Below are 18986 nucleotides of genomic sequence, written 5' to 3'. Positions count from 1 at the left end.
CGGGTCGATGCCGACGCCGCTGACGAACATGTACGCCACGGCTGTCGCGCAGGCGAAACGGGCGTTCGCCGACGGAAGGGGCTTGAGCAGGGCGAGGGTGTGCAGCAGTGCGGCGGCCCGCCAGGCGGGGTCGGAGTCCACGCCGAGGCGGGGCGGATCGACGCGGTGCCGGGCGACGGCGGCGACCAGCGCGGAGAAGTCGTTGATCGTCGGCTGGTCCGGCAGGACCTCCTCGTGGCGCTGGAGCAGCCAGGGCACGTCGATGTGCAGGACGGGTGCCATCGGTCAGGCGGCCCGTCCCTCGCCGCCGGCGGGCGGTTCGTCGTCGGGGAAGGCGGCCGCGAACTCGTCGGCGTGGGCCGCGAAGAACCGGCGGAAGGCCTCGGCGCCCTCCTGCAGCGCCCGGTGCCGGGCGATGTCGGCCGCGGCCGCCTCACGCACGAGGGCCTTCATCGACGTACCGCGCTCCTTGGCGATCTGCCGCAGGTCCTCCAGCTCACGATCACTGAACTCCACGTTGAGGGCTGGCATGGCATCACGGTACCGCGCGGGTACTTACTCGTAAATATCCCCAGCTCAGCAGGGATCGGGGTAGGTACCGGACGGGCAGAGAGCGCTCAAAATCCTTGAGAGGTACGTCACATTCGGTAGCGCCGATGTCACATTCGGACCGCTCCGCACCTCCCAGTGGTGTACCGCGCCGCCCCGGGAGGCCCAGCCATGTCCGACCGCCCCGTGCCCGAGACGCACGACGCGACCGACGTCTTCGTCGGCCATCGCGAGCTGCTCTTCGGCGTCGTCTACACGATGCTGGGCAGCGTCGCCGACACCGACGACGTACTCCAGGAGACCTGGCTGTCGTGGTCGGCCCGCACAGGGGCCGAGTCCGCCGACCGCATCGCCAGTCCGCGCGCGTACCTGGTGCGCATCGCGGTCAACCACGCCCTGGCGCGACGCGCCGCGATCAGCCGCCGCCGGGAGACGTACCTCGGCCCGTGGCTGCCCGAGCCCCTGGTCGAGGATGCGGGCGCGGCCGACGCCGACCCGGTCCTGCGCGAGGAGTCGGTGTCGCTGGCGATGCTGGTGGTCCTGGAGAGCCTGACCCCGCTGGAGCGCGCGGTGTTCGTGCTCAACGAGGTGTTCGGGTACGCCCACACCGAGATCGCGGAGATCATCGACCGCACCCCGGCGGCGGTCCGGCAGCTGGCCCGCCGGGCGCGCACCCATGTGCGGGCCCGTCGCCCGCGCTACCGGGCCCATCCGCGGGTGCGACGGGAGGCGACCGAGCGTTTCGTGCGGGCCGCGCTCGGCGGGGACATCGCCGCGCTGATGGAGGTCCTCGCGCCGGACGTGACGGTGTGGACGGACAGCGGCGGGAACCGCAGGGCCGGGCTGCGTCCCGTGCACGGCCGGGACAAGGCGGTCCGCCTGCTCACCGGCTACGCGGCCCGGCGCGGCACACAGGGGCTGGACCTGAGCTACCGCCGCGTCAACGGCGACGACGCGGCGGTGCTGTTCCAGGGAGACTCGCCCTACGCCGTGATGGTCATGGACCTCACTCCGGAGGGCGACCGGGTGTCGGACGTCTACATCGTGTCCAACCCCGACAAGCTCACGCACGTGCACCGGGACGACGAGGACAGGTGAACCTCAGCGGTCATCCCTGATCGGCCACGAAGGAGGCCATCCGGGTCAGGGCGGAGTTCCAGTTGATCGTGTGCTCGTTCGTCGACCAGGACTGGATGTCGTCGATGTAGCAGAACTGGCCGACGCAGCCCTGGAGTTTGCTCTGTGCGTAGGGGTCCTGGATGCTCGAGTTCGGCCCGCCGGCGAGCGTGCCGGCCGGTGGGTTCGGCTGGTTCGGGTCGAGCTGGTGGGCGTACCAACGGGCGTGCTGGTTGCGGGAGTTGACCTCGCCGTAGCCGGTCACGTACGAGATGTTCAGGGCGTTGCGGCCGAAGAGGTAGTCCACGCTCTGCAGCGCGCCGTCACGGTACTTCGAGGCACCCGTGATGTCGTACGCGGTGGCGATGACGACGGCGTTGTGCAGGATCTGGTGGTTGGAGCCCCAGTCGTAGAGGTTGCCCTCGGGGGCGTACGGCATCCCGTACGGGTGTGACTTCAGCGTGGCCAGGTACCGGTCCGCTCCCTTGACGACCGACTGGCGGACCTTGTCCCGGCCAGCCAGCCTGCTCGGCACGGTCGCCAGGTCCAGCCGGGCCGCTGCCGCAGTCCTGGCCCAGTCATAGCCGAAGGGACCGAAGATGTCGGCCGTGTGGACCGGGGAGTTGAGGACGTAATCCGCGAACTCCTTCTCTCCTGTGCTGAGATACAGCTCGGCCGCCGCCCAGTAGAACTCGTCGGTGACGTTGCTGTCGGCGTACGTACCGCCGCCGATGCCGTCGCTCTCCGAGGCGTACCGGTCGGGGTGAGCGAGCGCCGCCGACCACGCCTTGCGCGCGGCCGCCAGGGACTTCGCCGCGAACTCCCTGTCGTACGGCTTGTACAGGCGCGCCGCCTGCGCGGCCGTCGCCGCCAGGTTCAGGGTCGCCGCGGTGGACGGCGGATGCAGTTCCCGCTTCTGCGGGTCGTCGCTCGGCAGCAGCGGCAGGCCCGTCCACTGCTCGTCGTGGATCTTGTGGTGCGCCATGCCGGCCAGCGGCTGCCCCGCCGGCACCTGCATCTTCAGCAGGAACTCCAGCTCCCAGCGGACCTCGTCCAGGATGTCCGGCACCTTGTTGCCGCTCTCCGGGATGGCGAGCGTACCGTCGCCCAGCTTCTCCGGCTCCCCGGTGCGGGCCAGCCGTTCGCGTTCGTACGTACTCAGCAGCTCCCACACGGAGATGCCGCCGTTGACGACGTACTTGCCGTGGTCGCCCGCGTCGTACCAGCCGCCGGTGACGTCGAGCGTGTAGTCGCACACGCCCGGCTGGCAGGGCACCGCGCCGTCTCCCTGGTTGGGTGCGACGTCGACGTGCCCGGCGGGGCGAGCGTAGCCCGGGCGCAGGTCGTCCCGTATCGCAATGCCGCTGCGCTGCGTGTAGTAGTACTTCACGGCGTCCAGCCGCAGCCGCTCGTAGGCGGCCGTACCGATGTCGAAGGGGCGGCTCGCCTCGCCGTCGGCGACCAGCGTGAAGTCCTTGCCCTGCTTGCGGTAGGCACCGAAGTCGATGGAGTGGACGTTCTGGGCGGAGGAGACGTCGGTGCCGCGCGGCACGGTCCAGCCCTGGGCGACCACGGCCCCGGACGCGTTCTTCAGCTGCCAGGGCAGCTTCTCGGTGGCGTCGGTGACCAGCGTGGCGTTCTTGGGCCCGGCGGGCAGATAGGCGACCTGGTTCACCCGCACCCGCGGCCCGGTGTCGGGCTCGTACACCTCGGGCGGTACACCGCCCAGCAGGGAGGCGTCGTCCATGCAGAAGCGCCACGCGTCCGCGCTGCCACCGAGCTGGAAGGCGACCTGGCCCTGCGGGGTGTCGACAGGCGAGGTGAAGGTGTACGAGTACGAGTTCCTGGAGACACTCAGCTCCGGCGTCACCTCGAAGTAGGTGTCGTACGGCGCCGCCGACAGTCCGACGATCGCCCGCACCACGTGCCCCTCGGGGGAACCGTTCGCGGTGAAGGAGAAGCGGTACGACTCCCCCTTCACCAGGGCGATGTCGTTCTGGCCGACGGCGGCGTCCCAGCGGTTGGCGGTGCCGCCGGGCACGTCGGCACAGAGCTGCCCGTCGGACAGGCCCGCGGTGACGTTGCTCGTCGTCCACCACGGCTCGGTGCTGGTGTCGAAGGTGCCGTTCTTCAGCTGCTCGACCTCTTCGGCGCCGGCCGGTGCGGCCGGGAGTGCGGTGAGTCCCGCCGCCAGCAGGGCCGTCAGGGACAACAGGGTGGTTCTGCGTCGTTTCACGTCTGGGCTCCTCGGGGGAGGTACGGGTGACGCTCGTGATGGGAGCGCTCCCAGAGGCGGACGCAGCCATGCTTGTTGGCAACATGACACCCCGTCAACGGTCCGGACGGGAATGGTTCCCGCCCGGACCCGCTCATCGGCTCAGCTCGCGGGGACCTCCAGCTTGCTGATCCGCACCGCCCCTCGGGCCTCCCCCGGGTGAGCGCTGGTCAGGGTGAGCCGCAGCCGGGAGCCGCGTACGGCGTCGAAGGTGATGACCGTCGGCGCGTCCGAGGCGGTGGCCCAGTCGACGGCAGTCCCCTCGACCGGCACGTACCGGCGCCCGTCCCAGACCTCGGCCTCAATGGCCGCGGGCAGGCTGTGCGTCGCGTCCGTGGTGAACCAGACCTCCGCCCGGTCGATGGTCCTGGCCCGTCCCCAGTCCACCGACACCCAGTCCTCGGCCCGGGCCCCGTCGAAGGCGGGCAACAAGGCGGTGGCGGCCTTGTGGAAGCCGTTGGACCAGCCGGTGGCGGGGTCGCCGTCGAGCATGGCGGCAGGCAGGGTGTCGGGGCGGCCGGAGTAACTGGCGTCCGCGTGAGGATAGTTCGGGGGCGTCGGATGGTCCGGCTCGAACTCCGGTGCCGGGGTGGTCGCGGCCGACCGGGCGGGCGTCGTGCGCACGGTCGTCGTCCCCGACCGCAGGCCCTTCACCCGTGCGGTCACCTTCAGGGTGCCCGGCTCGCTGCCCGAGCGGACGATGGCCAGCGCCTTGCCGTGGAAGGCGGTGCGCGTACGGGCCTGGTAGCGCTCGGCGCTCTCCTGGCTCCCGTTGTCGAGTCCGGCCACGGAGCCGCCGCTCACGTCGAATTCGATGAGGTGCTCGGCATCGGGCACGACGACACCGCGGGCGTCGACGATCTCCGCGGTCACGAAGACCAGTGAACGCCCGTCCGCCGCCACGGACTTACGGTCCCCGGTGAGGCGTACGGCATGTGCGGCACCGGCCGTGCGCAGCACGTCGGTGGCGACCACCTTGCCGTCGGTGCGCGCCACTGCCTTCAACTCGCCCGGCTCGAAGGGCACCTTCCAGGTCAGATGGAGCTTGCCCGCGCTGCCGTTGGGGCTGGTGTAGCTGCCTGGATAGGGGCCGTCGGTGAAGGTCTTGTCGTCGCCGGTCGCCTCGGTCGTCTCGAGGTAGGTCCGCCCGTCGGTGGTTTTCTTGGTGTCGAAGCGCCGTACACCGAGGGACCTGCCGTTCAGGAACAGCTCCACGGTGTCGACGTTGGCGTAGGCCCAGACCTCGACCGTCTCCCCCTTCGTGTGGTTCCAGCTCATCGGCAGCAGATGGACCATCGGCTCGCTCGTCCACTGGCTCTGGAACAGGTAGTACATGTCCTTCGGGAAGCCCGCCGTGTCGACCGCGCCGAAGAACGACGCCTTCACCGGGAACACGTCGTACGGCGTGGGTTCACCGATGTAGTCGATGCCCGACCACAGGAACTGCCCCGCGAACCACTTCCGGTCCCGGTCCTTCTTGTGCCCGTACTCCCCGCTCATGGTCCAGGAGGCGAGGTTGTTGTCGTACGACGAGGTCGCGCGCTTGCCCGGCGTGTGGTTCTCGCCGGTGTTCAGACGCTCCGGCTCCTGGTACGTGCCGCGGGTCGAGGTCTCCGACGACGACTCCGACTCGAAGAGGAAGAGGTGGGGATAGGCCGCGTGCAGGGCGTCGACGGATTTGGCAGTGTTGTAGTTGAGGCCGAGGCCGTCGAGCTTGGCCAGCATCAGATCGGCCGCCGAACCTTTGGTCGGCAGGCGGCGGTACTTGTCGGAGCCGATGACGATCGGGCGTGTGTCGTCGGCGGCCCTGATCGCGGCGATGATCCGGTCGGCCATCGTGAGTCCGGCCGTGGACGTGGAGTCGGGGACCTCGTTGCCGATGGACCACATGATCACGGCGGGCGAGTTGCGGGCCGCGAGGACCATCTCGGTGGCGTCCTTCTCGCACCACTCGTCAAAGAACCGCCCGTAGTCGTAGCGGTTCTTGCCGGTCCGCCAGCAGTCGAAGGCCTCCACCTGGAGCACGATGCCCAGTTCCTCGCACACCCGGATCACCTCCGGCGAGGGCGGATTGTGCGAGGTGCGCAGGGCGTTGACGCCCATCGACTTCATGATCGTCATCTGTCGGCGCACGGCGTCGATGCTGGTCGCGGCGCCGAGCGCGCCCAGGTCGTGGTGGAGATCGACGCCCTTGAGCTTGGTGTGGGTGCCGTTGAGGTGGAAGCCCTCGTCCGGGTCGCAGTGGAAGCTGCGGATGCCGAAGGCGGTGCAATGGGTGTCGGTGGTCTTGCCGTCGACACGCAGGTCGGTGAACAGGGTGTACCGGTGCTGCGGGGTCGTGAAGTCCCACAACCTGGGGTCGGCGACCGTGAGTTCGTGGGTTTCGGCGGCCTGGCCGTCGACGTCGACCGTGGAGGTCGTACGGGCGACAGTGCGGCCGTCGGGGTCGGTGATGCGGGAGATGATCTCGACCTGCTTCGGGCTGCCGGCGGCGTTCACCACATCGGTGCGCACCCGCACCAGAGCGCGCTCCTCGGTGACCTCGGGTGTGGTGACGTACGTGCCCCAGCGCGCCACATGCACGGGTTCGGTGACGACGAGGCGGGCCTCGCGGTAGATGCCGCTGCCGGAGTACCAGCGGCTGCTGGGCAGCCGGTTCTGCACCCTGACCGCGAGCACGTTCTCGGTGCTGCCGTCGGTGTGCACAAGGTCGGTGAGGTCGAAGGCGAAGCCGGTGTAGCCGTAGGGGTGCCGGCCGACTTCCTTGCCGTTGCAGTAGACGTACGAGTCCATGTAGACGCCGTCGAACTCGACCGCGATCTGCCGGCCGGCGAAGGCGGGCTGCAGGGTGAAGGCGAGGCGGTACCAGCCGAGGCCGCCGGGGAGGAAGCCGGTGCCGCTGGTGGTGCCATGGTCGGTGGTGGGGGTCTGCTCGATGCTCCAGTCGTGCGGTACGGCGACCCGGCGCCAGCCCGAGTCGTCGTAGCCGGGCTCGGCGGCGTCGGCGTACGCGCCGGTCGGGTCGGTGATGCCGCCCGGGTTCACCAGGGCGAAGCGCCAGCCGTCGCGCAGGGCGAGGATGTGGCGGCCCGTGCCCCGGGCGGCGGCCTCGGCTGCCTGTGCGCCCGGCGCGCCCAGCAGCGCTCCGGCGGCCGGTGCGGCTGTACCGGTGATCAAAACCGATCTGCGAGTGACCGACATGGCGGCTCTCCCTCATCAGGGCCCAGAAGTACTCACAACTAATCGTGAACAAACAGATTCTGACGGGCTGCCACACACGCCCGTCAAGGGTCGGGTGATGTACTTCTGCCCCACGGGTCACATCGGCCGGATCTGCCTCTTGACCCGGAGTACCCGGGTGGCCCGTGCCCGGTTCACGCAGGACCACAACGCACTACGCTGGAACTGAAGTGGCCCAACCGTTCACTGTGCGTATGCGCGATGGAGCGACGACGATGAGCCCGGTCTACCCCTTCGACGAGGCCGCCACGGCCCGGGCTGTCATCGACCGCGACGGCACCGTGACCGAGTGGGGCGAAGGCGCGCGGCGGCTGCTGGGCTGGACGGCCGACGAGGTCGTGGGACGCCCCGCCGCACAGCTGGTCGAGGGCACGGCACCGGCTCTTCGCACACCCCGCTGCGACGGAACGCTCACTTTGCGCCACCGGGACGGCCGTACGGTGTCCGTATGGCTGCTCGCTCACCGTCGGCAACCACCGGACAGCGGCACCGACGACTGGCTCGTCGTAACACCTCTGGAGGGCGACCGGGACCGACCGGCCGACGATCCGCTGGAGAAGGCCAGCCTCCTCCAGACTCCCTGCGCCGTCGCGATCCACGACGAGCGGCTCCGGGTGTACCGGATCAACGCCGACATGGCCGCGATGATCGGGCTGCCCGAGGAGCGCGTCCGGGGGCTACGTGTGACGGAGTTCCTCGCCAGGCCTCAGGGCGAGGAGATCGAGCAGCAGTTGCACCACGTGCTCACGACCGGCCAGGGGCACGATGTCCACACCCACGTGCCGATGGGCGACGGCGGCCGGGTCGACGCCCGGCTGGCCCGGATGGCGCCGATCACCGACGCCGCCGGGCGGGTGTGCGGTGTGTGCGTCGCCGCGCACGACTTCACCGAGCAGTACCTGGCACGCGAGCGGCTCCGCCTGGTCAACGAGGCGAGCGTCCGCATCGGCACGACGCTCGACGTCATCCGGACGGCGCAGGAGCTGGCGGATGTCTGCGTTCCCACCCTGGCCGACTTCGTCAGCGTCGACCTGCTGGACCCGCCGGAGCCCGGGGGTGAGCCCTCCGCGGAGCCGCCGACCGCGCCGGTCTCCCTGCGCCGGGCGGCCCATCAGTCGGTCGATCCGGGCAGCTTCGAGGCCGTGGTCCAACCGGGCCAGCTGGACGTGTACCCCGCCTCCTCACCACAGGCCGACTCCGTGCTGGCCGGCCGGACGATCGTCGCGCAAGCCCCTTCAGACGACCTCACCCAGTGGCTGACCTGGGACAAGGCCCAGCTGGAGCGGGTCAGGGGGTACGGCATCCACGCCACGATGTCCGTGCCGATCCGAGCCCGTGGGACGACGCTGGGCGTCGCCGTCCTCACCCGCTTCCGGCGCCCGGACCCCTTCACGCCGGACGACCAGCTCCTGGCCGAGGAGATCACGGCACGCGCCGCCGTCTGCATCGACAACGCCCGCCGCTACACCCGCGAGCGCGAGACCACCCTCGCCCTCCAGCGCAGCCTGCTCCCGCAGACGCTGCCGCGCAGGGCCGCCCTGGAGGCGTCCTCGCGTTACCTTCCGGCGGCCCGGGCCGAGGTGGGCGGCGACTGGTTCGACGTGATCCCGCTGTCCGGGATGCGGGTCGCCATGGTGGTCGGTGATGTCGTCGGCCATGGCATCCGGGCCTCGGCCACGATGGGCCGGCTGCGCACGGCCGTGCGCACGCTCGCCGACATCGACCTCGCCCCCGACGAGCTGCTCACCCACCTCGACGACCTGGTCGTCCGGTTGTCGGAGGAGACCAGCGCCGACGTCAGCGACCCCGGCGAGGTCGGCGCGACCTGCCTGTACGCGGTGTACGACCCGGTGTCCCGGTGCTGCACGTTCGCCCGGGCAGGGCATCCGTCGCCGGTCATGGTCCTGCCGGGCGGTGCGGCTCAGGAGGTCGAGCTGCCCGCCGGTCCGCCGCTGGGCCTGGGCGGGCTGCCGTTCGAGGCGGCCGAGCTGTACCTGCCCGAGGGCACCGTGCTGTCCTTCTTCACCAACGGACTGATCGAGTCCCACGATCGGGACGTCGAGGCAGGTCTCGGGCTGCTGCGCGAGGCCCTGTCGGCGTCCACGGGGTCACTGGACGAGACCTGCGACCGGATCCTGCACACCCTCCTCCCGACCGGCAGCGCCTGCGACGACGTGGCGCTGCTGCTGGCGCGTACCCACGGGCTGCCGGAGTCGCAGGTCTCGACCTGGGACATCCCGGTCGATCCTGCACTGGTCGCCCCGCTCCGCAAGCAGGTCACCGACCAGCTCGGCATCTGGGGGCTGGTCGAGGCCTCGTTCGCCACCGAGCTGGTGGTGAGCGAGCTGGTCACCAACGCCATCCGATACGGTTCGCACCCCATCCGGCTGCGGCTGATCCACGACGAGTCGACGCTGATCTGCGAGGTGTCCGACGCCAGCCACACCGCGCCGCATCTGCGCCGCGCGAGGACCTGGGACGAGGGTGGCCGCGGGCTGTTCCTGGTCGCCCAGGTCACCCAGCGCTGGGGCAGCCGGCACACGCCCGAGGGCAAGACGATCTGGGCGGAGTTGGACCTGCTCGCGGAGGAGTGAGGTTCTTCCGGTCCCGGTTCGCATCGGGCGCCCGGGACGGGGCACAAGGATCCCGTACCTACGCATCGGCGAACGTCCGGGAGTGTTGAGGAACATGACGCCCACGTCCCCGTCCGCACACCCCATCCCCTCCCTGCGCCGGGCGGCGCTCCTCGCGGGCGCGGTCACGGTGCTGGGCCTGCTGGCCGGCTGCGGCGGCGAGGCCGACGGCACGACGAGCAGCCCACGGCAGCCGACGACGGCCACATCCGCCCCGGACTCCTCATCAGCGAGCCCCCCGAGCGACGCGAGCGCATCCACCGAGCCCGACTCCGCCCCCGGCACCCGCTGCCACACCTCCGAGCTCCGCGCCTCGGTCGGCCGCAACAACCCGGGCGCCGGGCAGCGCAACTTCCCGATCGTCCTCACGAACACCTCGTCGCGCACCTGCACCCTGTACGGCTATCCGGGCGCCGCCTTCGTCGACACGTCCGGCCGGCAGCTGGGGCCCGACCCGCAACGCGAACCGGGCTCGCCCGCCACGGTCACCCTCGCACCGGGCGACAGCGCCTGGGCCGGACTGTCGTACGCCAGCCCCGAGATCAGCGGCGCCCGCACGGCCGAGCCGGCGTCACTGCTCGTCACCCCGCCGGACGAGCGGGACCCGCTGACGGTGAAGTGGACCGCCGAGGAGGTACCTGTGGCGGGCAACGAGTCGGAGATCTCCCTCACGGTGTTCCAGGCGGGTACGGGCGCCTGATCGCTCTCGTGTCCTCACCGGCCGTGCACAGGGACAACCCCCGCCTGCGCGGGGGTTGTCCCCGCCCCTGGCGTACGGCGTCGGGCAGCCACCGGTCGTCCCCGCCTGCGCGGGGGTTGTCCCACCCCATGCAGGGTCAGCGTGCTGACCGGGGAGTCGTCCCCGCCTGCTCGGAGATTATCCCAGGTAGGCCTCGCCGAGGGCCAGGGAAGCGGGTGGAGCCGTAGCGGCAGGGGATCACGGCGACAGCACAGGGCATCAGCCGGACTCCTTCAAGTAGCGGAGTTGCTGTTCCATGCCGTCGGCTAAGGAGACCTCCGGCTTCCAGCCGAGCAGGTCGCCGGCCCGGGTAATGTCCGCGAGCGTGGCCGGAACGTCTCCGGCTCGGGCTCCCGCCCGCGCGACGGGGACCGGGCGGCCGGTGAGCCGGTGGGCGATGTCGAGTACGTCGGAGATGGGGGTGCTGCATCCGGCGCCGATATTGATGACGGTGTTGGCGGTGGGCGTGTGGGACGCCGCGATAGTGGCGCGTACGACGTCGTCGACGTGGGTGAAGTCCCGTTGCTGGAGGCCGTTGCCGAAGACGTGCAGCGGGGTTTGGCGGAGTGCGGCCGTGAGGACGCGGTGGATCAGCATGTCGGGGCGTTGGCGCGGGCCGTAGACGGTGAAGTAGCGGAGCGCGATGACGCTTGTCGTCGTGTCGGGGCGGGCCGCGTGGGCGAGGCACAGTTGCTCGGCGGCGAGCTTCGTGACGGCGTAGGGCGAGAGCGGGCCGGGGCGGTCGGTCTCTCTGCTCGGGCAGCCGTCTGTCGCGCCGTACACGCTGGACGAGGAGGCGAGGACCACCCGTTGGATGTGGAGGCGGGACGCGACGGTCATGAGTCTCTGCACGCTCTGGATGTTCGCAGCGACGTAGGCGTCGAACTTGGGCCCCAGGAGGGGCGCACGCCGGGCAGGGCCGCGAGGTGGAAGACGGCGTCTGCGTCGAGCAGCACCGGGTCCAGGGGGCAGGTCATCACGTCCGCGGTGAGCGGGACAAAGTTCGGGAACGCGGTGAGCTCGGTGAGGTTGGTGGCGGCCAGGGGGTCGCGCCGCGGGTCCCGCCGGTCGACGCCGATGACCGTGGTGCCCGCCTCCAGGAGCGCGCGGCTGAGGTGTGAGCCGATGAAGCCGGCCGCGCCCGTGACGACGACCCGGCGGAGGCGCTGTGGGGTGGACAGGTCGGGGGGATGAGTCAGGTGCACGTTTTTCTCCGGGGCGTCGATGTCGGGCGTACGCGCGTCCAAGACCAGCGGTAGCCCCCGCGGCCGAGGTAGGGCGCGGCAAGAATGCCGTGGAGTTCGGCGTATTCCATGAGCTGTGTGAGGGTGGTCTGGCCCAGCTGGGGGTGGTGTGCGGCGGCGGCCGAGTTGTACGCGGTGAGGGCCTGGTCGATCAGGTCGGCCGGGAGCGGGCCGTGCGTCATGGACAGGGTGACGACGAGCTTCGCCAGGTCGTAGCCGAAGGGGGCCAGGGTGAGGTCATCGGTGTCGATGGTGACCGGTGGGCCGGAGAGGGTGATCAGGATGTTGCGTGGGTTGCAGTCCTTGTAGAAGGCGGCGGGGCGGTCTGCCGTCCGGTGCAGGAGGGTGAGGGTGGCGTCCAGGGCTCGGGCCGAGGTGATGTAGCCATCGCGGAACCGTTGGCAGAGGGCAGTGGCGCGCGGGCCGACGAAGCCCGCGAGGACATGGCCGTCCGACACGTACGCGGTCGTGAGCCGGGCCTGGTGCAGGCTGCGGCGCCATGCCGCTTCGTGGCATGAGCCCAGGTGTCGAGCGACTCGTTTGAGGTCACGGGGCTTCACATGCCGCCCGTCAACCCACGCGAACGTCAGCTCCCTCAGCCGGGACCCGGTGATCGGGGGCAGCACCATAGGTTCGGCATGGCGGCTGAGCCACTCGTGGTTGCGCTGAGCCGTCACGCGCTTCACCTCGGTGGCGTACGCCTTGGTGAAGGTCCGCCCGGTCATGAGCGGTTGCCCGGTCGTGCGGCGGTGCAGCCCGGAAGTTCGGTTACCCGGCGGCCGTCTCGCTCAGCCAGCGCCGTGCATGGCGCCTGCTGGTCAGGATGACGACCTGCGCGTGGCTCCGTGCGTACTCGTCGATCTTCGCTAGTACACGCGGGCGCATTTTGCGGCGGTATGTGAGGACGTAGCGGATCACGCCCATGTGGATGCGGTTGTAGATCCCGTTGCCCTTGTTCTGGCCGTGACCGTGGCGGAGCTGTCGGGAGAGGACACCCCAGAGGCACGTCGGCGTGGGCATGTCCATGAATACCACGGTGTCGCAGGCTTCGAGCCGGATCTGGAGGGTCGAGTTGTAGTTGCCGTCGATCACCCAGCTGGGGGCGGCGACCAGGTCTCGCTGCAGTTCCGCGAACTTGTCCTTCGGCAGCTCGTTCCAGTCGTCGTCGTAGTAGACCGCATCCAGGTGCGTCACCGGAGCGCTGAGCCATCGGCCGAGCTCCCGGGCGACGTACGACTTGCCGCTGCCTCCGCAGCCGACGATCGCGACCCTCTTCATGGTGCTCCAGGGTAGGGGGACGGAGCGGGTTCATCGGACGGCTCCGGCAGGGGCGGGGGCATCCAGGAGGCCGTTGAGCACCGTTATCTGCCGGCTGAGCCGGAACGGTTCAAGACAGGACACGCAGTCCGCAAGCAGCCGGGCGTGGGCCCCGGTGCCGGCTTCGGTGCGGAGCCAGCGCAGTACGCGTACGACGTCCGAGCCGTTACGTACGAGGAGCGGATCCGGGACGAAGCGCTCGGCGTAACGGATCTCCGCGGGGCAGAGCGGAAGGCAGCCGGACAGGACGGCTTCGAAGATCCGTTGGGTCATCTGTCCGGCTCGGGCGTAGCGCTTGGGCAGCAGCAGGACCGTGGCCAGTGCCGTCCCGTACAACGCCATCGCATCGTGGAAGCCGAGGCGGCCGAGGAAGGTGACGTGGGGCCAGCGGGCGGTGTCCTGCCACTTACCCGCCACCGCGTGCGAGACGTGCTCCGCGGCGGGGGCGAAGTAGCGATCGAAGGCGTCATCCCGGTCGTACTGGTTGCCGACATAGGCGAGTGAGAGCGGTCGCTGCCTGCGTGTCAGTGCTTCGAGGGTGGCGCTGTCGAGCCACTGGTCGGCCACGGGGAAGAGCAGGGACGCGGCGCCCGGGGACGGACTGAGGGCTGCTTCGCAGACGGCGACTCCGGGGTGGTGTCGCCACGGGGAGGCGCCCGGGAGGCGGCGGTCCTTGTCCCAGATGACGGTGGGGATGCGACGGTCGGCCGTGTAGTGGTGCAGGAGTTCGCTCTGGCGGTGTAGATCGCAGGTGTGGCCGGGGCTTCCGCATTCCGTCGTGTTCCGGCCCGGGATCGGCCAGCGCCACTCCAGGAACAGCACGTCGATCTCGGGGAACCCGGAGTCGAAGTCGTAGCCGAGGACGTCGTCGGCTTCGCGGCGGTCGCGGTCGGCCTGGAGGAAGACGATCCGGTGGCCGCTGGCGATCAGCGCGTCGACGAGGGGGCGGCGGTGGCTGCGCCCGCCGTCAGGGGTGTCGGTGATGCCGGGGCCGAGGAAGCCCCAGAAGCTGTAGCCGATCCTCATCGCTTCGTCACCCACCAGTCCTCGAGGAGCAGCGCGTCGAGCCCGGAGCTGCTCAGGCAGTCCAGGGCCATCTCCGGTGTGCCGCAGATCGGCTTGCCCTTGATGTTGAGGGAGGTGTTGATCAGCACGGGTGCGCCGGTACGTCGTGCGAAGGCGTCCAGTACGGCGTGGAGGAATGGGTTCTGGTCAGGCCCGACCGTCTGTACGCGCGCGGTTCCGTTGGCGTGCACGATCGCCGGTATCTGTTCGCGGGCCTTGATCGTGACCTGTGACGCCATCGACATGAAGGGCGCCGCCTGGCCGAGTGTGAAGTACTCCCCCGCGCGCTCCTCCAGAACGACCGGCGCGAAGGGGCAGAATGGCTCGCGGAATTTCACCGTGGCGTTCAGCCGGTCCACGACTCCTTCGCTCAGCGGCGACGCCAGGATGGAACGGTTACCGAGCGCCCGCGGGCCGGCCTCCACCCGCCCCTGGAAGAGGCCGACGATCCGGCCTTGAGCCAGCTGGTCGGCGAGCAACTCCAAGCGGGCGCGGTCCGACGTGAGGGGTTGCGTCCGTAGCCCTGGCCAGCGCTCCCAGTCGACGGCCGGAGACGTCCAGGAAGGGCCGAGGTAGCAGGCCCCTTCGATGCCCGTCAGCGGTTGCGGGGCCGTTGCCAGGTGGACGGCGGCGGCCGCGCCGATCGCCGTGCCGGAGTCCCCCGGTGCGGGCGGCACGAAGACCTCCTCGAAGACGCCCTCCTCGACGATCCTGCCGATGCCGACGCAGTTGGCCGCAACGCCACCGCCGACGCAGAGGCGCGAGGAGCCAGTGCGTCGCCGCGCGATGCGGGCGAGGTGGATGAGCACCATCTCCGTGCGCTCCTGCAGGGCGGCGGCGAGATCCCGGTGGACCTGCTCGACGGGCTCGTCCGGGCGGCGGGGAGGACAGGTCTCCGCGATGAATCGGGGAGTGACGCGGGCCGCGCCTCGACGCAGCGTCCTCGGCGGGAAGAGTTCGGAGGCAACCAGGAAACCGGCGTGGGTCGTCCGTACAGCGTGTGCGAACAACGGCCGGAAGCGGGCTGGGTCACCGAGCGCGGCCAGCGCCATCACGGTCCCCTCCTCGTCGCCGCGCCGCCAGCCGAGATGCATGGTGACGGCGCCGTACACGTAACCCAGGGAAGCCGGGTCGTCGATCGCGTGGAGCGTGCGTACGACGGGGCGCCCAGGGCTCGGCTGCCTCCCGAGGGCGATCGTCGTGGTCTGGGTCTCCCCGAGGCTGTCCACCACGAGCACCGCTGCCTCCTCGGATCCGGAAGCGGCGAAGGCGTACGTCTGATGGGCCCTGTGGTGTACGAGCGAGCGGACTCGGGCGCGCGGAAACTTTCCTGCCAGCGCCTGGCAACGCACCATCGTTCGCATCGCAACCGTTGTGAATCCCAGGCTCCGATGCAGTGCTCTGCCGCGGGTCTCGCGGAGAGCAGCAGCGCCGGGGTACGTGGCACCGCCCGCAGATAGTGCGCGGCGGAGAAGTTGTACCCGACCGCGTCGATGTCCTCCGGCCGGAGCCCGGCTTCCTGCAGCAGCCAGGTGACGGCGAGCTCCGGGTACGCCTTGGTGTGCTTCACCTGGCAGAGCCGTTCTTCCTCGACGAACCCGACGAGGCGGCCATCAACGATCAGCGCGGCCGACGAGTCGTGGGTGTACGAGCACAGGCCGAGCACTGCCTTCATCGGGCTGCTCCGGCAGTCATGGCGCGCGATGCCCTGCGGGCTCGCAGGTGGGCGTACCAGTCGACGAGTGCGGTGCCGAGTGGCCCCCTCATGTCCCCAGCGATTCCCTCGGCGCGCTCCAACTCGCCGCTCTTCCACAGCCGGTAGCTGTGCATCGCCGCCCCCATCTGGGTCCACCCAGGATGCGTCGGCATCTCCCCGCCTCGCCGGACCTTGCCGAGCAGCTCGTCGAAGTCCTCCCAGGGAGTGGCGAGTTCGGGCATCTGCTCCGTCGGTCCGGTCTCGGTGAGGGGCAGGGCGACGGCGGCAGGCATGTCTCTTTCATAGAGGTGCAGGGAGTCGACGTGGTGGTGGTACGTGCCGAGGTCGGCGCCCACCCACCCCGCCATCAGCTCGTGCAACACGGTCGCGAAGAACAGGTCGTACGGGAAACCGACCCACACGTCCTGGCTGCGCATCGTGGTCGACATGTGCAGCCGCCCCTGACGCAGCTTGAACCGGAAACCGAGCGTGCAGGGCACGTCGCGGTGGCCCGCCGCGTCACGGGCCGGGTCGTAGAGCTGGATCACTGCACGCCGTGAGTCAGGGTCCTCCCGGAGGGTCCTGATCACCTCGGCGAGTTGGTCGACGTGGCCACCCCAGCGGCGCATTCGGGGCCCGTACGCGCCGCGCAGCAGGCCGTCATCGGCGTACTGGCGCAGTCGGTTGTTGTAGTCGAAGATCCAGGGGGCGTCCGAGCCGATCAGGTGCCAGACCGTCTCGGCGGCGGCGAAGGCGGGGTTGAGGATTCGGGCCGGCGGCAGGTGAAGGAGGCGGGCGCGGGGCCTGGTCAGCGTCAGGTGTACGCCGAGGAGTTCTCGGGTCGCCATGCCGCGCGGGCTGACGGGGCGTCCGTGGTCGGCGGTCTTACGTACGGCTTCCGCGAAGAGCAGGGCGGCGATGTCGCCCTCGAGGGAGATGGTCATCGATGGTCCATTTCGTAGGGTGGCCGCATCACGAGGTGGTGTTCTCGGTCATGGCCTTGGTGACGATGTCGGCAACGGCCGCGGCGCTGCGGCCCTCCCAGCGGCAGATAGAGTTCTTGGCCGCCGCGGGGACCCGGACGGCGTCCGGGGTCCGGTCGATGCGTGCGAGGGCGACAGTGATCTCAGCGTCGGACTCGCAGGATTGGGCGGCGCCATGATCGGCGAGTCGGAGCGTGCGGGTCGCGGGCAGGACCAGTTCCAGCACGGGTACGTCGAGGAGCAGTGCCTCGATGCCACAGGTGGACGACGCGCTGATCAGGGCGTCCGCCCCGGCCAGGCAGCTGCGGGCACCCACCTCCGGCGCGGCCACAGCCACGACAACGTCCTTGGCCGAGTCGAGAAGCGCGGTGAAGGCGGACGGTCTCTGTGCGGGGTGCGGAGCAATCACCAGACCCCAACGGTGGGCCGTGTTCCGCAGCCCCTCCGCAATCACGTCGAACTGGCCGATCAACCGCTGCTCGCTGAAGGGCTGGCAGGCCCAGACGGCGATCCTCGGCGGCTCGACACGAGTCTCACGGGTCAACAGGCCGCTTAGATAGGCGCGTTGCTGGGAGCGGTCAGCGCCCGCAAGTGCGTCGAAACGGGGCTGGCCGACGATGTGCGTGCGGGCGTCGGCGCGCCGGGTCCAGGTGTGCGCGGTGAGCACGTCACGAGATCCCATGACGGCGATGTGGCGGCAGTGCTGCGCCCGCCAGCTGACCTGTCCGTCGACCCAGGCGCCGTGCTGGACATAGACGGTGTTCGCTCCGGCGCGTTCTGCCGCGGCGACGGCCAGGACGCCGAGGGGGCTGGTGTCGTTGCTGCACAACAGCACGTCAGGGCGAAGAGCTGCGAGGGCGCCGTGAAGCCAACGCTCGGCCATGAGCGCGGACGTCCAGGACGGCTGGGTGCAGTCGGTACTGCGTACGAGTACATGCGAGACGAGGTGGGCCAGGCGGCCGAGCGAGATCTCATGCTGGCCGACGGTCGCGGTCGTACCCTCCGGAAGCGCACCCGCGTACGGGAGCGGCGGTGCTCCGGCATGGGCGAAGATCGAGCTCGGAAGCCGTACGCCCGTAATCGCCGGCGTGCGCTGCTCGGGAAACCGCTGCACCGACTCGGTGGACGCGTCCACGACCGTGCTGGCGATTCCTCGATCGGCCAACTCGACGAGCACTGGCAGCAGGGTCGCGGCGTGGCGAGACGACCACGAGATGGCGCACACCGGCGTGCTGGGCATGCCTGAAGGCGGCAGTGCGCCCGCGGGGTGGGCGTTGTGGGGCTCGTCCTGTCGCTCCCCGCTCCGCAGCCCCAGCACGTACGCGACACCGGCGTGGGTCACGTCGTACGAGACGTAGCCGATCGCGGCACTGTCGTGGGCGACGACGAGGGGCTGCTGCCCGCCTACGGCTGACGCGGGCTCGCGCACCGCCAGCAGGCGCCTCACCAAGCGCATGACCAACCGGCGAACCGGGACGTGGTGCACCCGGAGCCAGCCCACCCCGCCCGGCGTGACTGCCGCGTCTCCGTACGCGGCCTCCAGAGCCGCCATCAGCGCGTCGACCTCGCGCTCCAGGGCGTTCGTACTCATGCCGAGCCCTTCGCGAGGTTCTCGCGGACCAGGTCGACCAGTTGAGCGGGCTCTTGGAGGATGAGCGGCAGCGGTTCTGTGGGCGCGCCGTATCCCCAGGCGGCGTGCGCGTACCGCAGCCCGGCCCGCTGTGCCGCCTCCTGGTCGACGGCCATGCCGCCGACGCACAGGGCATCGGCGGGGTCGGTCCTGGACTCGACAAGTGCCAGCAGCAACGTGTCGGGGGACGGCTTGCCGCGCCCCTGGTCCATCAGCTCGGGGGCGGGCTCGCCCACCGCGGGCGGGGGCTTGCTGGTCACGAGTGACCTCCTGTGCGCGACTTGGGGGGACAGTTGCCCCGTGCCGGCTGGGGGAGCAGGCGACTGTGAGCCGGCACGGGGTGCACCGGGCCGCTTCGCTGAGGCGAGGAGCGAGTCGCTGGCGGAAACGGCCCACGAAGACGATCGCCGTGTGAGCGACGCGGCGATACGCCGTCCATCCGCCGTTTCTCCGCCGTTGCACGCCCGGCTGACGGCGGAGAAACGGCGTGTCCCCTGTC

16 protein-coding genes and 1 pseudogene are annotated in these 18986 nt (G+C 70.3%); 3 read left to right on the top strand and 14 right to left on the bottom strand.

Features of this window, described 5'->3' with window-relative positions:
• Positions 1-282, bottom strand: a 282-nt coding sequence (locus ACTWQJ_RS03600; protein WP_443305145.1) for a toxin Doc, incomplete at its 3' end; no start/stop codon positions are given.
• 3 nt (positions 283-285) lie between these two features.
• Entirely contained in the window at positions 286-531 is a 246-nt protein-coding gene (locus ACTWQJ_RS03595) for a hypothetical protein (RefSeq protein ID WP_129803775.1), read from the bottom strand.
• 189 nt (positions 532-720) lie between these two features.
• Between ACTWQJ_RS03595 and sigJ the strand changes: the two genes are divergently transcribed.
• The gene (gene sigJ, locus ACTWQJ_RS03590; RefSeq protein ID WP_443305144.1) at positions 721-1647 is read left to right on the top strand and encodes an RNA polymerase sigma factor SigJ; all 927 of its coding nucleotides are present in this window, start codon (positions 721-723) and stop codon (positions 1645-1647) included.
• Positions 1648-1657: 10 nt separating this feature from the next.
• Here sigJ and ACTWQJ_RS03585 read toward each other — a convergent pair whose 3' ends face one another.
• Both ACTWQJ_RS03585 and ACTWQJ_RS03580 read right to left on the bottom strand, forming a co-directional pair.
• The gene (locus tag ACTWQJ_RS03585; RefSeq protein ID WP_443305143.1) at positions 1658-3901 is read right to left on the bottom strand and encodes a glycoside hydrolase family 9 protein; all 2244 of its coding nucleotides are present in this window, start codon (positions 3899-3901) and stop codon (positions 1658-1660) included.
• Positions 3902-4042: 141 nt separating this feature from the next.
• The gene (locus ACTWQJ_RS03580) at positions 4043-7141 is read right to left on the bottom strand and encodes a glycoside hydrolase family 2 TIM barrel-domain containing protein (RefSeq protein WP_443305142.1); all 3099 of its coding nucleotides are present in this window, start codon (positions 7139-7141) and stop codon (positions 4043-4045) included.
• A gap of 254 nt (positions 7142-7395) precedes the next feature.
• Between ACTWQJ_RS03580 and ACTWQJ_RS03575 the strand changes: the two genes are divergently transcribed.
• Both ACTWQJ_RS03575 and ACTWQJ_RS03570 read left to right on the top strand, forming a co-directional pair.
• Positions 7396-9774: a SpoIIE family protein phosphatase gene (locus ACTWQJ_RS03575; protein ID WP_443305141.1), complete on the top strand. Its 2379-nt coding sequence runs from the start codon at positions 7396-7398 to the stop codon at positions 9772-9774.
• 94 nt (positions 9775-9868) lie between these two features.
• Complete coding sequence (locus ACTWQJ_RS03570; protein ID WP_443305139.1) at positions 9869-10513, top strand: DUF4232 domain-containing protein; 645 nt, start codon at positions 9869-9871, stop codon at positions 10511-10513.
• 258 nt (positions 10514-10771) lie between these two features.
• On the opposite strand, the gene ACTWQJ_RS03565 is transcribed toward ACTWQJ_RS03570, so the two are convergent.
• From ACTWQJ_RS03565 to ACTWQJ_RS03520, 10 genes and pseudogenes are all read right to left on the bottom strand, one after another.
• Complete coding sequence (locus ACTWQJ_RS03565; RefSeq protein WP_443305137.1) at positions 10772-11392, bottom strand: NAD-dependent epimerase/dehydratase family protein; 621 nt, start codon at positions 11390-11392, stop codon at positions 10772-10774.
• Entirely contained in the window at positions 11389-11757 is a 369-nt protein-coding gene (locus ACTWQJ_RS03560) for an NAD-dependent epimerase/dehydratase family protein (RefSeq protein WP_443305136.1), read from the bottom strand. Before ACTWQJ_RS03560 ends, ACTWQJ_RS03565 begins: the two co-directional genes overlap by 4 nt.
• Positions 11748-12521, bottom strand: a complete 774-nt coding sequence (locus ACTWQJ_RS03555) for a phosphotransferase (protein WP_443305135.1) — start codon at positions 12519-12521, stop codon at positions 11748-11750. Before ACTWQJ_RS03555 ends, ACTWQJ_RS03560 begins: the two co-directional genes overlap by 10 nt.
• A 43-nt stretch (positions 12522-12564) precedes the next feature.
• Positions 12565-13074, bottom strand: a complete 510-nt coding sequence (locus ACTWQJ_RS03550; RefSeq protein WP_443305134.1) for a topology modulation protein — start codon at positions 13072-13074, stop codon at positions 12565-12567.
• 30 nt (positions 13075-13104) lie between these two features.
• Positions 13105-14154 (bottom strand): hypothetical protein, encoded by a 1050-nt coding sequence (locus ACTWQJ_RS03545; RefSeq protein WP_443305133.1) that lies wholly within the window; start codon positions 14152-14154, stop codon positions 13105-13107.
• Positions 14136-15533, bottom strand: coding sequence for a carbamoyltransferase family protein (locus ACTWQJ_RS03540; protein ID WP_443305132.1), 1398 nt, complete (start codon positions 15531-15533; stop codon positions 14136-14138). Before ACTWQJ_RS03540 ends, ACTWQJ_RS03545 begins: the two co-directional genes overlap by 19 nt.
• Before the next feature lie 191 nt (positions 15534-15724).
• Positions 15725-15853, bottom strand: a pseudogene (locus ACTWQJ_RS03535) (carbamoyltransferase N-terminal domain-containing protein); the annotation flags it as partial.
• Positions 15850-16818: a thymidylate synthase gene (locus ACTWQJ_RS03530; RefSeq protein WP_443305131.1), complete on the bottom strand. Its 969-nt coding sequence runs from the start codon at positions 16816-16818 to the stop codon at positions 15850-15852. The pseudogene ACTWQJ_RS03535 and the gene ACTWQJ_RS03530, both read right to left, overlap by 4 nt.
• 28 nt (positions 16819-16846) lie before the next feature.
• A complete protein-coding gene (locus ACTWQJ_RS03525; RefSeq protein WP_443305130.1) occupies positions 16847-18448 on the bottom strand; it encodes a hypothetical protein in 1602 nt (533 codons plus the stop codon).
• A complete protein-coding gene (locus ACTWQJ_RS03520) occupies positions 18445-18747 on the bottom strand; it encodes an HAD family hydrolase (protein WP_443305129.1) in 303 nt (100 codons plus the stop codon). Before ACTWQJ_RS03520 ends, ACTWQJ_RS03525 begins: the two co-directional genes overlap by 4 nt.
• Positions 18748-18986 lie beyond the last annotated feature (239 nt).

It is taken from the genome of Streptomyces sp. KR55 (genome assembly GCF_052245645.1).
Classification (GTDB): domain Bacteria; phylum Actinomycetota; class Actinomycetes; order Streptomycetales; family Streptomycetaceae; genus Streptomyces; species Streptomyces flavusporus.
The sequence above is the reverse complement of the archived record's forward strand: the minus strand, read 5'-3'. Positions and strand labels throughout refer to the sequence as shown.

Coding starts and splice junctions, on each gene's coding strand:
- ACTWQJ_RS03575 (WP_443305141.1), top strand. CDS start 7,396: ATGAGCCCGGTCTACCCCTTCGACGAGGCCGCCACGGCCCGGGCTGTC.
- ACTWQJ_RS03595 (WP_129803775.1), bottom strand. CDS start 531: ATGCCAGCCCTCAACGTGGAGTTCAGTGATCGTGAGCTGGAGGACCTG.
- ACTWQJ_RS03555 (WP_443305135.1), bottom strand. CDS start 12,521: ATGACCGGGCGGACCTTCACCAAGGCGTACGCCACCGAGGTGAAGCGC.
- ACTWQJ_RS03570 (WP_443305139.1), top strand. CDS start 9,869: ATGACGCCCACGTCCCCGTCCGCACACCCCATCCCCTCCCTGCGCCGG.
- ACTWQJ_RS03525 (WP_443305130.1), bottom strand. CDS start 18,448: ATGAGTACGAACGCCCTGGAGCGCGAGGTCGACGCGCTGATGGCGGCT.
- ACTWQJ_RS03550 (WP_443305134.1), bottom strand. CDS start 13,074: ATGAAGAGGGTCGCGATCGTCGGCTGCGGAGGCAGCGGCAAGTCGTAC.
- ACTWQJ_RS03530 (WP_443305131.1), bottom strand. CDS start 16,818: ATGACCATCTCCCTCGAGGGCGACATCGCCGCCCTGCTCTTCGCGGAA.
- ACTWQJ_RS03565 (WP_443305137.1), bottom strand. CDS start 11,392: ATGACCGTCGCGTCCCGCCTCCACATCCAACGGGTGGTCCTCGCCTCC.
- sigJ (WP_443305144.1), top strand. CDS start 721: ATGTCCGACCGCCCCGTGCCCGAGACGCACGACGCGACCGACGTCTTC.
- ACTWQJ_RS03540 (WP_443305132.1), bottom strand. CDS start 15,533: ATGGTGCGTTGCCAGGCGCTGGCAGGAAAGTTTCCGCGCGCCCGAGTC.
- ACTWQJ_RS03580 (WP_443305142.1), bottom strand. CDS start 7,141: ATGTCGGTCACTCGCAGATCGGTTTTGATCACCGGTACAGCCGCACCG.